13 protein-coding genes are annotated in these 15,390 nt (G+C 63.7%); 8 read left to right on the top strand and 5 right to left on the bottom strand.

Annotated elements, in window-relative coordinates:
- Positions 1–153: 153 nt before the first annotated feature.
- Both AB2N08_RS20985 and pyrE read left to right on the top strand, forming a co-directional pair.
- A complete protein-coding gene (locus tag AB2N08_RS20985) occupies positions 154–2,115 on the top strand; it encodes a hybrid sensor histidine kinase/response regulator (RefSeq protein WP_367612847.1) in 1,962 nt (653 codons plus the stop codon).
- A 32-nt stretch (positions 2,116–2,147) separates the two neighbouring features.
- Positions 2,148–2,819 (top strand): orotate phosphoribosyltransferase, encoded by a 672-nt coding sequence (gene pyrE, locus AB2N08_RS20990; protein WP_367612848.1) that lies wholly within the window; start codon positions 2,148–2,150, stop codon positions 2,817–2,819.
- A 484-nt stretch (positions 2,820–3,303) separates the two neighbouring features.
- Here the strand turns inward: pyrE and gatB are convergent, their stop codons facing one another.
- Genes gatB through gatC form a run of 3 tightly spaced genes read right to left on the bottom strand, consistent with a single transcriptional unit; the run spans position 3,304 to position 6,609 of the window.
- Positions 3,304–4,764, bottom strand: a complete 1,461-nt coding sequence (gene gatB / locus AB2N08_RS20995) for an Asp-tRNA(Asn)/Glu-tRNA(Gln) amidotransferase subunit GatB (protein ID WP_367612849.1) — start codon at positions 4,762–4,764, stop codon at positions 3,304–3,306.
- A 32-nt stretch (positions 4,765–4,796) separates the two neighbouring features.
- On the bottom strand, positions 4,797–6,272 hold the full coding sequence (gene gatA / locus AB2N08_RS21000; protein WP_367612850.1) for an Asp-tRNA(Asn)/Glu-tRNA(Gln) amidotransferase subunit GatA: 1,476 nt from the start codon (positions 6,270–6,272) through the stop codon (positions 4,797–4,799).
- Positions 6,273–6,309: 37 nt separating this feature from the next.
- Entirely contained in the window at positions 6,310–6,609 is a 300-nt protein-coding gene (gene gatC / locus AB2N08_RS21005) for an Asp-tRNA(Asn)/Glu-tRNA(Gln) amidotransferase subunit GatC (RefSeq protein WP_367612851.1), read from the bottom strand.
- A 316-nt stretch (positions 6,610–6,925) separates the two neighbouring features.
- Here gatC and AB2N08_RS21010 point away from each other — a divergent pair, with 316 nt between their 5' ends.
- From AB2N08_RS21010 to AB2N08_RS21035, 6 genes are all read left to right on the top strand, one after another.
- Positions 6,926–7,969 (top strand): rod shape-determining protein, encoded by a 1,044-nt coding sequence (locus AB2N08_RS21010; RefSeq protein ID WP_020656353.1) that lies wholly within the window; start codon positions 6,926–6,928, stop codon positions 7,967–7,969.
- 100 nt (positions 7,970–8,069) lie between these two features.
- Positions 8,070–9,155: a rod shape-determining protein MreC gene (mreC, locus tag AB2N08_RS21015; RefSeq protein WP_367612852.1), complete on the top strand. Its 1,086-nt coding sequence runs from the start codon at positions 8,070–8,072 to the stop codon at positions 9,153–9,155.
- 6 nt (positions 9,156–9,161) lie between these two features.
- Entirely contained in the window at positions 9,162–9,680 is a 519-nt protein-coding gene (gene mreD / locus AB2N08_RS21020) for a rod shape-determining protein MreD (protein ID WP_367612853.1), read from the top strand.
- 25 nt (positions 9,681–9,705) lie between these two features.
- Complete coding sequence (mrdA, locus tag AB2N08_RS21025) at positions 9,706–11,682, top strand: penicillin-binding protein 2 (RefSeq protein ID WP_367612854.1); 1,977 nt, start codon at positions 9,706–9,708, stop codon at positions 11,680–11,682.
- A 3-nt stretch (positions 11,683–11,685) separates the two neighbouring features.
- Positions 11,686–12,804, top strand: coding sequence for a rod shape-determining protein RodA (rodA, locus tag AB2N08_RS21030; RefSeq protein WP_367612855.1), 1,119 nt, complete (start codon positions 11,686–11,688; stop codon positions 12,802–12,804).
- An 18-nt stretch (positions 12,805–12,822) separates the two neighbouring features.
- Positions 12,823–13,833 (top strand): septal ring lytic transglycosylase RlpA family protein, encoded by a 1,011-nt coding sequence (locus AB2N08_RS21035; protein ID WP_367612856.1) that lies wholly within the window; start codon positions 12,823–12,825, stop codon positions 13,831–13,833.
- Here the strand turns inward: AB2N08_RS21035 and AB2N08_RS21040 are convergent.
- Positions 13,808–14,398: a YdeI/OmpD-associated family protein gene (locus tag AB2N08_RS21040; RefSeq protein ID WP_367612857.1), complete on the bottom strand. Its 591-nt coding sequence runs from the start codon at positions 14,396–14,398 to the stop codon at positions 13,808–13,810. The two genes, AB2N08_RS21035 and AB2N08_RS21040, sit on opposite strands and share 26 nt — an antisense overlap.
- Positions 14,399–14,506: 108 nt before the next feature.
- Positions 14,507–15,289 carry a PEP-CTERM sorting domain-containing protein gene (locus AB2N08_RS21045; RefSeq protein WP_367612858.1) on the bottom strand — a complete coding sequence of 261 codons (783 nt, stop codon included), beginning with the start codon at positions 15,287–15,289 and terminating at the stop codon, positions 14,507–14,509.
- Positions 15,290–15,390 lie beyond the last annotated feature (101 nt).

The following is a 15,390-nucleotide window of genomic DNA, read 5'->3' on the forward strand; positions in this document are numbered from 1 at the left end:
AACAGTCGGGCAGTGTAGCGCGTTTTGCACCCCCTCGTCAGGCCGCCGGTCTGTTGCTTTTCGGGGCGGGGTGCTGATGGATGGCAACGATCTGTTACACTACGGACTCCCCTTTGCCCCGATGGCATGCCGCATTTCCTTCTTTCCGAGTCCATGAATCCTGACCAACCGCTCTCAGCGGGCGTCGTCGCTTCCGGCGTGCGCCAGCACGATGACGCCACGGCTGCCGAACTGTACGACTTCGTGGAAAACGCGGTCGAGGGGCTGCACCGCGTCGGCCCGGACGGCACCATCTTGTGGGCCAACCGCGCCGAATTGCAGATGCTCGGCTACGGCTGGGAAGACTACGTCGGGCGTCACATCGCCGACTTCCACGAGGATCCGGCCACGATCGGCTACATCCTCACGACGCTGCTGGCCGGCGGCGCACTGTATGACCAGCCGGCGCGCCTGCGCTGCAAGGATGGCTCGATCAAGCATGTGCTCATTCACTCGAACGGGCACTTCGTCGATGGCCAGCTGCGCTACACGCGCTGCTTCACGCGCGATGCGTCCGAGCGCCATGAGCGCGATCAGGCGCTGGCCCAGCGCGACGCCATGCTGATGGGCGCGCCTGTGGCTGCGGCCTTGTTGATGGGGCCCGAGCTGCGCTTCCGGCTGGTGAACAACCGCTACCGCGATCTGATCGACACCAGCGACATGATCGGCCAGACCTTCGACGAAGCCTTCCCGCACCTGGGTGGCGGCGGCGTGGCGGCAGCGATTGCCCGCGTGTACGCCAGCGGCGCCTCGTACCAGGAAGACGAACTGCCCGTCACGCGGCTGGATGCGCAAGGACAGACGGTCGAGCACTTCTTCAAGTTCAGCCTGGAGCCGTTGATGGACCTGGACGGCCGGCCAGAAGGCGTGATCGTCGTCGCCGTCGACGTGACCGAGCACGTACGCAGCCGCCTGGCGATCGAGCAGGCGGCGCGCGAGCGCGAGCAGTTGCTGGTCGATCTGGGCGCGGCCAGTCAGGCCAAGGATGAATTTTTGGCGATGCTGGGCCACGAGTTGCGCAATCCGCTGTCGCCGATCGTCACTGCGCTGCAGCTGATGCGCATGCGCAAGGACAGCTCATACGGCCGCGAGGGCGAAATCATCCAGCGCCAGGTCGACCATCTGGTGCGGCTGGTGGATGACCTGCTCGACGTCTCGCGCGTCACGCGCGGCAAGATCGAACTGAAGTTCGAGCGCGTCGAGCTGACGCAGGTGACGGATCGCGCGCTTGAAATGGCGAGCCTGCTGATCGAGCAGCGCCGTCACCATCTCGAGGTCGACGTCGAACCGGGCCTGGTCTGGGACGGCGATCCGGCGCGGCTGGTGCAGGTGGTGTCGAACCTGCTCACCAATGCAGCGCGCTACACCGAACCGGGCGGCTGGATCTGGCTGCGCGTGCGGCAGGACGGCGCAGACGCGGTCGAGATCAGCGTGCGTGACACCGGCATTGGCCTCGCGCCCGAGATGCGCGACCAGGTATTCGAGCTGTTCTTCCAGGGCAAACGCAGCATCGACCGCGCCGAGGGCGGGCTCGGGATTGGGCTGGCGCTGGTCAGGAACATCGTCGAACTGCATGGCGGCAGCGTGCAGGCGCGCAGCGAGGGGCGGGGTCTGGGTAGCGAATTCGTGGTGCGCTTGCCGCTGCACGGCCTGGCGAAAATGGCCGTGCCGGCCGCCGTCGCGGCTGCGCCGGCGATGGACAGCGCGCCGCAGCGGGTGCTGGTAGTGGACGACAATGCCGACGGCGCCGACACGCTGGCGCACCTGTTGAAGGCGCACGGCCACACGGTCGAAGTGTATTACGACCCGGTGACGGCGCTGGCCGCGATCGAACGCTTCAGGCCCGACGTCGCGCTGCTCGACATCGGCCTGCCGGTGCTGGACGGCTATCAGCTTGCGGCCCGCATCCGTGCGCTACCGGCCGGGCGGTCGTGCCGCCTGATAGCACTCACTGGCTATGGCCAGGCCGCCGACCGTGCGCGCAGCCAGGCCAGCGGGTTCGCCGCGCACCTGGTCAAGCCGCTCAACGGGGCCGAAGCGATACGGGTCGTCGCAGGCATGGCCTCGAGCGATTAAAATAGCCGCTTTCGACATTCAGGGAGAAGTGCATGACTGATCTGCGCCAGCAATTCATCGGGTTTTCGGTCGAGGCCGAAGTATTGAAGTTCGGCCAATTCACGACCAAGGCCGGGCGCCTGTCGCCATACTTCTTCAACGCCGGCCTGTTCCACGACGGCGCCACGCTGGGCAAGCTCGCCCAGTTCTACGCTCAGACGCTGCTCGACTCGGGCGTGGAGTTCGACATGCTGTTCGGCCCGGCCTACAAAGGTATCACGCTGGCCAGCGCAACTGCCGTGGCGCTGGCCGCAAAAGGCCGTGACACGTCGTACGCCTATAACCGCAAGGAAGCGAAAGACCACGGCGAAGGTGGCACGATCGTCGGCGCCAAGCTGCAGGGCAAGGTCGTCATCATCGACGATGTGATCAGCGCTGGCACTTCGGTGCGCGAATCGGTCGCCATGATCCGCGCCGCCGGCGCCGAACCGGCCGCGGTGCTGATCGCGCTCGACCGCATGGAGCGCTCGGGCGCGGATGAGGCACTGTCGGAGCTGTCAGCCGTACAGGAAGTCTCACGCGAATTCAACATCCCGGTGATCTCGATCGCCAACCTCGCCGACCTCTTCACCTACCTCGACACCCACACCGCGGACGCCCGTCTGGCGCAACACAAAGACGCCGTCTCCGCCTACCGCACCCGCTACGGCATCCAAAAGCAATAGCCCAACAATTAGGGTCAGAGTAGCTTTATTGGGCAATTACCTAAAGTTGTCAAACAATTCGACTCCGACCCTAATTTAGATTGGCGGAAATTCTTGCAAATTAATTGGGGTCGGAGTCGACTTATTGGACAATTTTCTAGAGTTGTCAAACAAGTCGACTCCGACCCTCATTGTTTATTTGCGGGTGGGAACCGTTTTATTTTCTACTCAGCATATCTCTAGGTGATTCACTGACTTGACCAGGAATCGCCCTCAATTTTCCTGCCTCACCGACAGTTTCGACCGCCCGCTCCCATGGGGTCAGTGTCGAATTGTTGAGCAATTTCTCACGGTGGGAAGATAAGTGGGGACAGAGTGCCCGGAATGGGCAATTGCTTTAACTAAAAAGTAATGAGGGTCGGAGTCGAATTGCCGGCAATTGTGGGAAATTGCTCAACAATTCTACTCTGACCCTAATTGTGCTTTGATGGTCGATGTGCCGGATTTAGCTGGCCAGCTTCTGCTTCAGCAGCTCTGTCACTTGCGCCGGGTTGGCCTTGCCTTTCGAGGCTTTCATCGCCTGGCCAATCAGCGCGTTGATCGCGGCTTCTTTGCCGGCGCGGTATTGTTCGACGGATTTGGCGTTGGCGGCCAGCACTTCGTCGACAATGGCTTCCAGCGCGCCCGTGTCCGAAATCTGCTTCAGGCCCTTCTGGTCGATCACGGTGTCCGCCAGATTGTCGTCAGACGATTTCGCATCCCACATCGCGCCAAAGACTTCTTTCGCGGCCTTGTTCGAGATCGTGCCATCGGCAATGCGCTTCAATAACAGCGCGAGTTGCACCGCGCTTACCGGCGACGCCTGCAGCTCGACGCCTTCGCGGTTCAAAGTTGAAGAGACGTCGCCCATCATCCAGTTCGCCGCCGACTTCGCGTTTTCCTTGCCCGCTTTCGCCACCACCGCTTCGTAGTACGTCGCCATCGTCTGCGATGATGTGAGCACCAGGCTGTCGTATTCCGGCAGCCCGTATTCGCCCGTGAAGCGCGCGCGCATGGCGCCTGGCAGTTCGGGCATCCCGGCTTTCACGCGGTCGATCCAGTCCTGGCCGATCGCCAGCGGCGGCAGGTCGGGGTCGGGGAAGTAGCGGTAATCCTGCGCGTCTTCCTTGGTGCGCATCGAACGCGTCTCTTTGCGGTCCGGGTCCCACAGGCGCGTGGCCTGAATGACCTTGCCGCCGTCTTCGATCAGTTCGATCTGGCGCCGCACTTCGTAGTGGATCGCTTCTTCCATGAAGCGGAACGAGTTCAGATTCTTGATCTCGCAGCGCGTGCCGAATTCTTGCTGGCCCACCGGGCGCACCGAGACGTTGACGTCGCAGCGGAACGAACCTTCTTGCATATTGCCGTCGCAAACGCCCAGCCACATCACCAGCGAGTGCATCGCCTTCGCGTACGCCACCGCTTCGGCGGCGCTGCGCATTTCGGGCTCGGACACGATCTCGAGCAGCGGCGTGCCGGCGCGATTGAGGTCGATGCCGCTCATGCCCGCATAGTCTTCGTGCAGCGACTTGCCGGCGTCTTCCTCGAGGTGGGCGCGGGTCAGGTTGACCGTTTTCATCTCGAGCTTGCCGTCTTTTTCATACGCGAAGGACAGCGTGCCGCCCTGGACCACCGGATCGGCGAACTGGCTGATCTGGTAACCCTTCGGCAGGTCGGGATAAAAGTAGTTCTTGCGCGCGAAGACCGACTCCGGCGCGATGGTGCCGCCGACCGCCAGGCCGAAACGGATCGCGCGTTCGACCGCGCCGCGGTTCAGCACCGGCAGCACGCCAGGCAGCGCCAGGTCGACCGGGCTGGCTTGCGTGTTCGGCTCGGCGCCGAAGCGAATCGCGCTGCCGCTGAAGATTTTCGATTGGGTCGTGAGCTGCACGTGGTTCTCAAGACCGATGACGACTTCCCATTGCATAGTGTTCTCTCTTTGTTCAATAGCGGCGCGAATCAAACGCCGTCCGGCGTGCGGGTGTGCCAATCGGTCGCGAGCTGGTACTGGTGCGCGATGTTCAGCAGCTTGGCTTCGGCGAAGTAGTTGCCGATGATTTGCAGCCCGACCGGGCGCTTGCCGTTCTTCTCGCCGGCGCCGAAGCCGCACGGGATCGACATGCCGGGCAGGCCAGCCAGGCTCGTCGAGAGCGTGTAAATGTCGGCCAGGTAGTTCGCCACCGGGTCGTTCGACTTGGCGCCCAGATCCCACGCCACGGTCGGCGCGACCGGGCCCATGATCACGTCGCACTTGTCGGCAAACGCGGCCTGGAAGTCGTCGGCGATCAGGCGCCGGATCTTTTGCGCCTGCACGTAGTAGGCGTCGTAGTAGCCGTGGCACAGCACATAGGTGCCCACCAGGATGCGGCGCTTGACCTCCGTGCCGAAACCTTCGGCGCGGGTTTTGCGGTACATGTCCTGCAGATCCTTGTACTCGCTGGCACGGTGGCCATAGCGCACGCCGTCAAAGCGCGACAGGTTCGACGACGCTTCGGCCGGCGCGATGATGTAGTAGGTCGGGATCGACAGCGCGGTCTTCGGCAGCGAGATGTCCACCAGCGTCGCGCCCAGTTTCACGAACTGTTCGAGCGCCGCGCGCACGGCGTCTTCGACGTCGCTTGCCAGGCCTTCGCCGAAGTATTCAGTCGGCACGCCGATACGCAGGCCGGTCAACGGCTGGTTCAACGAGCGCGTGTAATCCTCGGCGACGTTGCCCTGTTCAACCGTGAGGCTGGTCGAATCGCGCTCGTCGAAGCCGATCATTTCGTTCAGCAGCAGCGCGCAATCTTCGGCGCTCTGGGCGATCGGGCCGCCCTGGTCGAGCGACGAGGCGAACGCGATCATGCCGAAGCGCGAAACGCGGCCATACGTCGGCTTGATGCCGGTGACGCCGCAGAACGCCGCCGGCTGGCGGATCGAGCCGCCGGTGTCGGTGGCGGTGGCCGCCGGCGCCAGGCGCGCCGCAATCGCCGCCGCCGAGCCGCCCGACGAGCCGCCCGGCACCGCCGTCGTATCCCACGGATTCTTGACCGCGCCGTAGGCCGAGTTTTCATTGGCCGAGCCCATCGCGAACTCGTCGAGATTGACCTTGCCGAGGGTGACCATGCCGGCCGTGCGGAAGCGTTCGACCACGGTGGCGTCGAACGGGCTGACGTACCCCTTGAGCATCTTCGAGCCGGCCGTCGTGCGCCAGTCGCGCGTGACGAAGATGTCCTTGTGCGCGATCGGCACGCCGGTCAGCGGGCCGGCCGTGCCGGCGGCCAGGCGTGCGTCGGCGTCAGCCGCCTGTGCCAGCGACAGCGCGTGATCCACGTGCAGGAAGGCGTTATGGCCGCTCGCGTCGATGCGGCCGAGGTAATGGCGCGTCAGTTCGGTGCTCGAGATCTGCTTCGAGTGCAGGAGCGCGGACAGCTCCTTGAGGGTCTTGTTGTGCATGGTTTGTTCGATTCGTAAGCTGTTCTTGGGCGGCGGATTACTCGATGACCTTCGGCACCAGGTACAGACCGTCCTGCGCTTTCGGCGCCGGCGCCTGGTAATCGTCGCGGCGGTTTTCTTCGGTGACCTCGTCATTACGCAGGCGCAGCGGCAGGGCGAGGATCGCCGACAGCGGCTGGGCCAGCGGCGCCACGCCGGTGGTGTCGACCGCCTGCATCTGCTCGGCCAGCGCGAAAATGCCGTTCAGCTCGGTCAGCGCGACTTCGGCGTAGGCGTCATCCATCTCGAGCTGGGCCAGGTTGGCAATGCGTTTTACGTCAGATAGGGTCAGGGACATGGCAATATGGCGCGGCCAGGGCCGCGCAAAATGTGATTGGGCGAATAATGAGTGTTAGCAAGTTGTCAGCGAACGGCATTTTAATGTTGATAAAACCCTGCAAATATCGCGCAAACCGCTTGCAATTCGGTGGGGAAATCCACCTGTATTGAGCATGTAAACGACAAATTATAAGGTAGAATGGCGGGCTAATGCGTTGTCGTGCCGAAAGCTATGGTTACCGCGCAATTAAAGTCCGCGGTGCCCTCGGTTGGCAGGTGCGGCACAGAATCCCCGATCAATGTTTAGGCGCACATTGATGCGCATCAGGACACTCATGTTTGGTTTTTTACGCAGCTATTTTTCGAACGACCTGGCCATTGACCTCGGTACCGCCAATACGCTGATCTATGTACGCGGCCTGGGTATCGTCCTGGACGAGCCGTCGGTGGTCGCGATCCGTCAAGAGGGTGGCCCGAACGGCAAGAAGACGATCCAGGCGGTCGGCAAGGAAGCCAAGCAGATGCTGGGCAAGGTGCCGGGCAATATCGAGGCGATCCGCCCAATGAAGGATGGCGTGATCGCCGACTTCACCGTCACCGAACAGATGCTCAAGCAGTTCATCCGCATGGTGCATGACTCGAAGTTCTTCCGCCCGTCGCCACGTATCATCATTTGCGTGCCATGCGGTTCGACCCAGGTCGAACGCCGTGCAATCCGTGAATCGGCGCTTGGCGCCGGCGCTTCGCAGGTGTACCTGATTGAAGAGCCGATGGCTGCGGCCATCGGTGCCGGCCTGCCGGTCTCGGAAGCGACCGGCTCGATGGTCGTTGACATTGGCGGCGGCACCACCGAGGTGGGCATCATCTCGCTGGGCGGCATGGTCTACAAGGGCTCGGTGCGCGTGGGCGGCGACAAGTTCGACGAAGCCATCGTCAACTACATCCGCCGCAACTACGGCATGCTGATCGGCGAGCAGACCGCCGAAGCGATCAAGAAGGCGATCGGCTCGGCGTTCCCGGGATCCGAAGTCAAGGAAATGGAAGTCAAGGGCCGCAACCTGTCCGAAGGCATTCCTCGCTCGTTTACGATTTCGAGCAACGAGATCCTGGAAGCGCTGACCGACCCGCTCAACAACATCGTCTCGGCCGTGAAGAACGCGCTCGAGCAAGCCCCGCCGGAGCTGGGCGCCGACATCGCCGAGAAGGGCATGATGCTCACCGGCGGCGGCGCGCTGCTGCGCGACCTGGATCGCCTGTTGATGGAAGAAACCGGCCTGCCGGTGCTGGTGGCCGAAGATCCGCTGACCTGCGTGGTGCGCGGTTCGGGCATGGCGCTGGAGCGGATGGACAAACTCGGTTCGATCTTCTCGTACGAGTAAGGCCTCACGTGATCTTCCAGGACGGGCAGGGCGCGCAGTCACAAGCTGCGCGCAACTGCCCGTCTTGATATGAACTCCCGCGTTACCACCACCAGAGCTCATGGAATATAGTCCTCCGCCGCTGTTCAAACAAGGCGCGCCCGCGCGTGTCAAGGTGACGGTGTTCGCGCTGATCGCGATCGTTTTGCTGGTGGTCGACGCCCGCATGGGGCTCCTGGCCGGGGTGCGCACCGTGGCCGCCACCGTGCTCTATCCCTTGCAGATGGCCGCCATGCTGCCGCGCGAAGCGGTGGGCAATATGGGCGACTACTTCTCGTCGGTCTCCACGCTGCAAAAGCAGGTGCAGGTGCTGAAGAACCACGAGCTGGCCCAGGCCCGCCTCTTGCAGGAGGCGCAATTCCAGATGGCCGAGAACATCCATCTGCGGCGCCTGATGGACGGCAAGCAGCAACTGCCCGTGCAGTCGCAGATGGCCGAGATCCTGTACGACGCGCGCGATCCTTCGACGCGCCGCATCGTCATCAACCGCGGTTCGCGCGACGACGTCACGCCGGGCCTGCCGGTGATCGACCATGCCGGCGTGGTCGGCCAGGTCACGCGCGTGTTCCCGTTCACGTCCGAAGTCACGCTCTTGACCGACAAGGACCAGGCCATTCCAGTGCAGGTGCTGCGCAGCGGTTTGCGCAGCATTGTCTACGGCCGTGGCAACTCGGGTCAGCTCGACCTGCGCTTCGTGGCCCAGGATGCCGACATCCAGGTCGGCGATGTGCTGGTCACGTCGGGCCTGGACGGCATGTACCCGGCCGGCCTGGCAGTGGCGCGCGTGACGCAAGTTGAAAAAGCGACCGGCTCGTTCGGCCGCGTGGTCGGCTTGCCGCTGGCCGGCATCGACCGCAACCGCCAGGTGCTGGTGATCATGTCGAACCACGCCTTGCCGGCGCGTCCGCCGCACGAAACGCCGCCAAGCGGCAACCGCCGCAAGCTGCCAGCGATGGCGCCGGTGCCGACCCCGCCGTTGCCGGCATCGCCGTTGCCTGCAGCCGGCACGCCGGCCGCCGTACAGTCGCCGGTTGCCCCTGGCGCCGCGCCACGCACGACGCCCGCGGCGCCGACGCCCGCTGCTGCGACGCCAGCCGCACCGACGCCGGCCGCACCTGTGCCGGTCGCACCATCTTCAAGCCGATAAGCCGCCATGCCAGGTAACCGCCCGCATTACATCCTGCTGCCCGTCAGTCCGCTGTTCATCACGTTCAGCCTGGTGTGCGCCTTCATGCTCAACCTGATGCCATGGGGCCGCTGGCTCGGTGCGCCCGACTTCGTCGCGCTGGTGCTGGTCTTCTGGGGCATCCACCAGCCGCGCAAGGTCGGCATCGGCGTCGCCTTCTGCATGGGCCTGCTGATGGACGTGCACGATGCCAGCCTGCTCGGCGAAAACGCGCTGGCCTACACGCTGCTGTCGTACTTCGCCATCATGATCCACCGCCGCGTGCTGTGGTTCCCGACGCTCACCCAGGCCATGCACGTGTTCCCGCTGCTGCTGATGGCGCAGGCGATCCAGCTGGTGGTGCACTTCGTGGTGTCGGGCCGCTTCCCGGGGCTGTTGCAGTTCATCGAAAGCGTGGTGGCGGTGATCCTGTGGCCGGTGATCACCTGGCTGCTGCTGGCGCCGCAGCGCCGCGCGGTCGACCGCGACCACACCCGCCCGATCTGACCGACACGAATCGACCAATAAGCGCATGACCGAATTCAAAGACAGCGATCGCGAGATCCACCAGTTCCGGATGCGCCTGACGGTGCTGATCGGCCTGGTCTTCATTTGCTTTGGCCTCCTGGTCGCGCGCGTCGTGTGGCTGCAGGTGCTGCACCATGACCAGTACGCGGCCCAGGCCGAGGACAACCGCATCGCGCTGGTGCCGATCGTGCCCAATCGTGGCCTGATCGTCGACCGCAACGGCGTGGTCCTGGCCCGTAACTACTCGGCCTACACGCTCGAACTGACGCCATCCAAATTGCAGGCGAATATGGAATCGGTGATCGACGAACTGGCCAAGCTGGTGCAGATCGAGCCGCGCGACCGGCGCCGCTTCAAGCGCTTGCTGGAAGAGTCGCGCAGCTTTGCCAGCGTGCCGCTGCGCACGCGCCTGACCGATGACGAAGTGGCGCGCTTTACCGCCCAGCGCTTCCGCTTTCCCGGCGTCGAGGTGCAGGCGCGCCTGTTTCGCCAGTATCCGATGGGCGAGGCAGCCTCGCACGTGATTGGCTACATCGGCCGCATCAACCAGAAAGAATCGGACGCGCTGGAAGAAAGCGACGACGCCGCCAACTACAACGGCACCGACCATATCGGCAAGGAAGGCGTCGAAAAGCGCTACGAGCGCCAGTTGCACGGCCAGACCGGCTACGAGCAGGTCGAGCGGTCGGCCGGCGGCCGGGCCATCCGCACGCTGCGCCGCACGGCGCCGACCCCGGGCAGCAATCTGATCCTGTCGATCGACATCGAGCTGCAAAAGATCGCCGAAGAAGCCTTCGGTGACCAGCGCGGCGCCCTGGTGGCAATCGAGCCGGCCACCGGCGACGTGCTGGCCTATGTGTCGCGCCCCGGGTTCGATCCGAACCTGTTCGTCGACGGCATCGACACCCAGAGCTGGAACGAACTCAATACCTCGCTCGACAAACCGCTGATGAACCGCCCGCTGTCGGGCACCTATCCGCCTGGATCGACCTTCAAGCCGTTCATGTCGCTGGCCGCGCTCGAGATGGGTTACCGCCGGCCGCAGGATGCGATCCGCGATCCCGGTTTCTTCATGCTGGGCGGGCACCGCTTCAACGACGACAAGCCGGGCGGCCACGGCATCGTCAATATGTACCACTCGATCGCGCACTCGTGCGACACCTATTACTACCAGCTGTCGAACGAGATGGGAATCGATAACATCTCGAAGTTCATGCGCGAATTCGGCTTCGGCCAGCCGACCGGGATCGATCTCGATCACGAAAAGACTGGCGTGCTGCCTTCCAAGGAGTGGAAGGCCGAGCGCTTCAAGCGCAATCGCGCGGCCCAGAAGTGGGTCGGCGGCGATACCATTTCTGTCTCGATCGGGCAGGGCTTCAACAACTACACCATGCTGCAGCTGGCCCATGCCACCGCGATCCTGGCCAATAACGGCGTGGTGATGAAGCCGCACCTGGTCAAGATGATCGAGGACGGCGCGACCCGCGAGCGCACCTTGACCGTGCCGAAGGAAACCCGGCGCCTGGCCATGAAGCCGGAGCACATCGCCTTCATCAAGGATGCGATGGCCGGCGTGATCCGCGAAGGCACGGGCCAGAAAGCCTTTGCAGGCGCCTTGTACACTGCCGGCGGCAAGACCGGCACTGCCCAGGTGATCGGCCTCCGCGGCAAGAAATACAACGCCAACGCGATCGATGAACGCCACCGCGACAACGCGCTGTTTACCGTATTCGCGCCGGCCGAGCAACCGCGCATCGCGCTGGCGATGGTCGTCGAGAATGCTGGCTTCGGCGGCGCCGTGGCCGCGCCGATCGCGCGCAAGGTGCTCGACTACGCCATCCTGGGCAAGCGCCCGGCGCCGCCGCCTGAACCAAAGAATGGCGAGCGCCCCGTCACCGTCAAGAAAGCCGCCCCGGCGCCTGCGCCAGCAGCGCCAGCGCCGCTCCAGACGGCCAGCGCCGCCGTCACCCGAACCGAGTAACCTATGGCCCATATTCCAGAACGGCGCTCGCTGCGGCGGCGCCTGCGCCCGTATTTCACGGTGTTCGACCTGCCACTCACGCTCATTTTGGCGGTCCTGGTCACGATCAGCATGGTTACCATGTCGTCGGCCGGCGCCGATTTCCCGGATCGGGTCGAGCACCAGATCCGTAACTTCCTGCTGTCGTTCGCAGTCATGTGGATTGCCGCGAACATCGCGCCGCAAACGCTGATGCGTCTGGCTGTGCCGATCTACACGATCGGGGTGGCGCTGCTCCTCGCCGTGGCCATGTTTGGCTTGATCAAGAAGGGCGCGCGGCGCTGGCTGCACATCGGCGTGATCGACATCCAGCCGTCCGAGATCATGAAGATCGGCGTGCCCCTGATGCTGGCCTGGTACTTCCAGACCCGGGCCCAGGTGGCGGGCTGGAAGAACTACTTCGCCGCCGCCGCGCTGTTGATGATTCCCGTGGCGTTCATCATGAAGCAGCCCGACCTGGGCACGTCGCTGCTGGTGGCGTCATCGGGCCTGTACGTGATCTTCCTGGCCGGCCTGTCGTGGAAGGCCATCGCCGCCGTGACGGTGGTCGGCCTGGCGGGCCTGCCGGTGGGCTGGTCGATGATGCACGATTACCAGCGCGAACGAGTGATGACACTGATCGATCCGACCTCGGACCCGCTGGGCAAGGGCTTCCACATCATCCAGTCGGTCATCGCGATCGGTTCGGGCGGCGTGAGCGGCAAGGGCTATATGAAGGGTACGCAGGGTTACCTGGAATTCGTGCCTGAACGGACCACCGACTTCGTGTTCTCGGTGTACTCCGAAGAATTCGGCCTGATCGGCAACCTGTTCCTGCTGTTCGTGTACTTGCTGCTGATCGGGCGCGGCCTGATGATCGCGGCCAATGCACCCAATACCTTCGGGCGCCTGCTGGCCGGCGCGATCTCGATGATTTTCTTTACCTATGCCTTTGTCAACATGGGCATGGTCGCGGGCATCCTGCCCGTGGTCGGGGTGCCGTTGCCGTTCATGAGTTATGGTGGCACGGCCTTTATCACACTCGGCCTTGGCGCCGGCATATTGATGAGTATTCAAAGACATCGTAAACTGGTCAAGACTTAACTAGCAGGAGGACTGCCGATGGGCGTTCGCACCAATATCCCGGCGGTCGTAGCGGTTGCCTTTCTTGTGACGGCATGCAGCAGTACCGGCGAACACAAACGCCTGAAACCATTCCCGTGGCCGAACAAGCCGACCGCCAAGCATGGCGCGGCGCCCAAGCTGCCGGCCGCCAATTCGGGGCGTGGCGGTTACTACAAGGACGACGGTCCGGGAGAAAATCCGCCCGACGGCCTGCTCGAGACGCCCGACGCGGTGGTCGTGGCCGAACCGTACAACAAGTGGACGAGCCGGCCCTATACGGTGCTGGGCAAGACCTACACGCCGCTGGACAACGATGCGCCGCTGACCCAGCGCGGCGTGAGCACCTGGTACGGCAAGAAGTTCCATGGCCAGCGCACCGCCTCGGGTGAGCTCTACGACATGTACAAGATGACGGGCGCGCATCCGACGCTGCCGATTCCTTCGTATGTGCGCGTGACGAGCCTGGACAACGGCCAGTCGGTGGTCGTGCGCATCAACGATCGCGGGCCGTTCCACTCCTCGCGCATCATCGACGTGTCGTACACGGCCGCGCTGAAACTGGGCCTGCTGGGCAAAGGCAGCCACGAGGTCGAGATCGAGCGCCTGTTCCCGGGCGATCCGATCGTCAAGCCGGCGCAGATCGCCGCCGCGCGCCGCGAAGCGACGTCGCAGGCGCAATCGGCGCCGCCCGAGATCGCGGCATTGATGCTCGAAGACCGCGTGCAGTCAGACAGCGGCGCCGTCGTGCGCCTGGTGGAGCCGGCCACGCCAATGAGCAGCGGCGAGTACTACATCCAGCTCGGCGCCTATGGCCAGAGCGGTACGGCCGAAGCGGTGAGCGAGAAGGTCACGCGCGCCGGCGCGGACGTGGGCACGCTCGAAGTGGTGAAGGTGGGCGCACTCAATCGCCTGTACGGCGGACCGTATCCGACGCGCGCCGACGCCGTCGAGGCGATGCAGGCGCTGCCATCATCGCTGGGACTCAAGCCGATCGTGGTACGGCGCTGATTGGCTCTACTACTGCGCGGCGCGCGGCGCGCGGCGCGGCCAGGCTCTTGCTGTAGTAGCCCGACGGATCGAAGCAGCACACGCGCCGTTTGCCCGAGGCCAGCATGTCGCAGGCGCCGGCAATGCGGCTGACGCGCGTTCTGGCCTGCTTGGCCGAGTCGATCCAGTGGATCCAGTCGAGGCGCGCGATGGTGGTCGTGTCATCCCACACGGCCCTGGCGGCCGGCGCCGCCGCCAGGACTGCGCGCAGATCTTCCGGTAGCGCCGGGTCAGGTTCGGAATCCAGCGGCGCCACGCTGACGGTGACCAGGTCGCCGATCTGCGCACCGGCCGCCGTGCGCAACGCCTCGCTTACCCTGAGCCAGTGACTCAGTTGGCCATCGGGTTCAAGCGTGGCCCGGAACGGGGCGTCGTTGATGGCGCCTCGTACCGACGTCCGGCCGCGCCTGGGAAGTAGGTTGCTGGCGTTTTTCGGCAGGATCAGGAAAGTCCATTCGCTGTCCGCCCCCGGCTTCGCCGGAGACGATAATCGTGCCTCGAAGATCGATACGTTTGCTGTCGTCATCGCAGGATACCTCGCACGCTCAACGCCACATGTAAACAAAGACAGGCCGCCGTGGTGCACGGCGGCCTGTCGATTATGCACCAGCGCGCGCGCGGCGCTGATGCTGCGTCATGCCGTCGGCTTCTTGCTCCGACGACGCACGGCGCCCAGGCCGGCCAGGCCGGCGAGCGCCAGCAGGATGCTCGATGGTTCAGGCACTTCGGCGGCCGGGATGACTTTCGTGTAGTCGAGCAGCAGCTGCGAATTGGTCAGCACCAGGTCGCCCGCGACCTTCAGGTTCAGCGTCAGCTGGTCGCTGCGCAGCAGTTCATCGATGATCGACTGGTTCGAGATGATGCCGCTGATGGTGAAAGCACCAGTGTAGTCGCGGGTCACCGTCGTGGTGTCGGTCCTGGCTTTCGTGTAGTAGGTGTAGTAGCAATAGAGCCAGACGCAATCCTGTCTGTCGATGGTCGGTTTAATATCGCCTTCCGTCGTGACGCTTGATTCCTTCATTGCCGTGGCGCCCGTTCCGAGCAATACGCCGCCGATCGACAAGGCGGCGCTTTCCTGTTCGCTGGAGCGCTGCACCGTCTGATAGTAGGTGATATAGCGGGCATCGCTGACTTGGGTGTGCGGCATATAGGCCGACAAGCCGCTATTGCCGTTCGAGACTGGCGCCGAGGTGGTCCAGTTGTCCGCATCGTCGTCGCGGAACGTGAACGAGTACGACAGGCTGTTGACGGTGTAGTCGGTCGGCAGGAGCGACTTGCCGCTGAACACGGCGCTATAGGTATTGTCAGACAGGCTGCCCGAGGCAAACGAACCGGTCATCGCAACTGGCGTGGCCAATGCGGCGGTCGAGATGGTGCACAGTGCGGTCAGCAGAGCGGTGGTGATCAGTTTTTTCATGGCGAACCCCTTTGTTTTGGATTTAAGAAACTATGGTTTGTATATAGCAATACTTGTGCCAGCAGGGCAAGTTATTGATTTTAAACAATTTAGATTTCTAG

The organism is Massilia aurea (assembly GCF_040790145.1).
GTDB lineage: Bacteria > Pseudomonadota > Gammaproteobacteria > Burkholderiales > Burkholderiaceae_D > Telluria > Telluria aurea_C.

Bases quoted from the DNA above. Each gene is read 5' to 3' on its own strand.
- AB2N08_RS20985 (WP_367612847.1), top strand. From the start codon at position 154: ATGAATCCTGACCAACCGCTCTCAGCGGGCGTCGTCGCTTCCGGCGTG.
- pyrE (WP_367612848.1), top strand. From the start codon at position 2,148: ATGACTGATCTGCGCCAGCAATTCATCGGGTTTTCGGTCGAGGCCGAA.
- gatB (WP_367612849.1), bottom strand. From the start codon at position 4,764: ATGCAATGGGAAGTCGTCATCGGTCTTGAGAACCACGTGCAGCTCACG.
- gatA (WP_367612850.1), bottom strand. From the start codon at position 6,272: ATGCACAACAAGACCCTCAAGGAGCTGTCCGCGCTCCTGCACTCGAAG.
- gatC (WP_367612851.1), bottom strand. From the start codon at position 6,609: ATGTCCCTGACCCTATCTGACGTAAAACGCATTGCCAACCTGGCCCAG.
- AB2N08_RS21010 (WP_020656353.1), top strand. From the start codon at position 6,926: ATGTTTGGTTTTTTACGCAGCTATTTTTCGAACGACCTGGCCATTGAC.
- mreC (WP_367612852.1), top strand. From the start codon at position 8,070: ATGGAATATAGTCCTCCGCCGCTGTTCAAACAAGGCGCGCCCGCGCGT.
- mreD (WP_367612853.1), top strand. From the start codon at position 9,162: ATGCCAGGTAACCGCCCGCATTACATCCTGCTGCCCGTCAGTCCGCTG.
- mrdA (WP_367612854.1), top strand. From the start codon at position 9,706: ATGACCGAATTCAAAGACAGCGATCGCGAGATCCACCAGTTCCGGATG.
- rodA (WP_367612855.1), top strand. From the start codon at position 11,686: ATGGCCCATATTCCAGAACGGCGCTCGCTGCGGCGGCGCCTGCGCCCG.
- AB2N08_RS21035 (WP_367612856.1), top strand. From the start codon at position 12,823: ATGGGCGTTCGCACCAATATCCCGGCGGTCGTAGCGGTTGCCTTTCTT.
- AB2N08_RS21040 (WP_367612857.1), bottom strand. From the start codon at position 14,398: ATGACGACAGCAAACGTATCGATCTTCGAGGCACGATTATCGTCTCCG.
- AB2N08_RS21045 (WP_367612858.1), bottom strand. From the start codon at position 15,289: ATGAAAAAACTGATCACCACCGCTCTGCTGACCGCACTGTGCACCATC.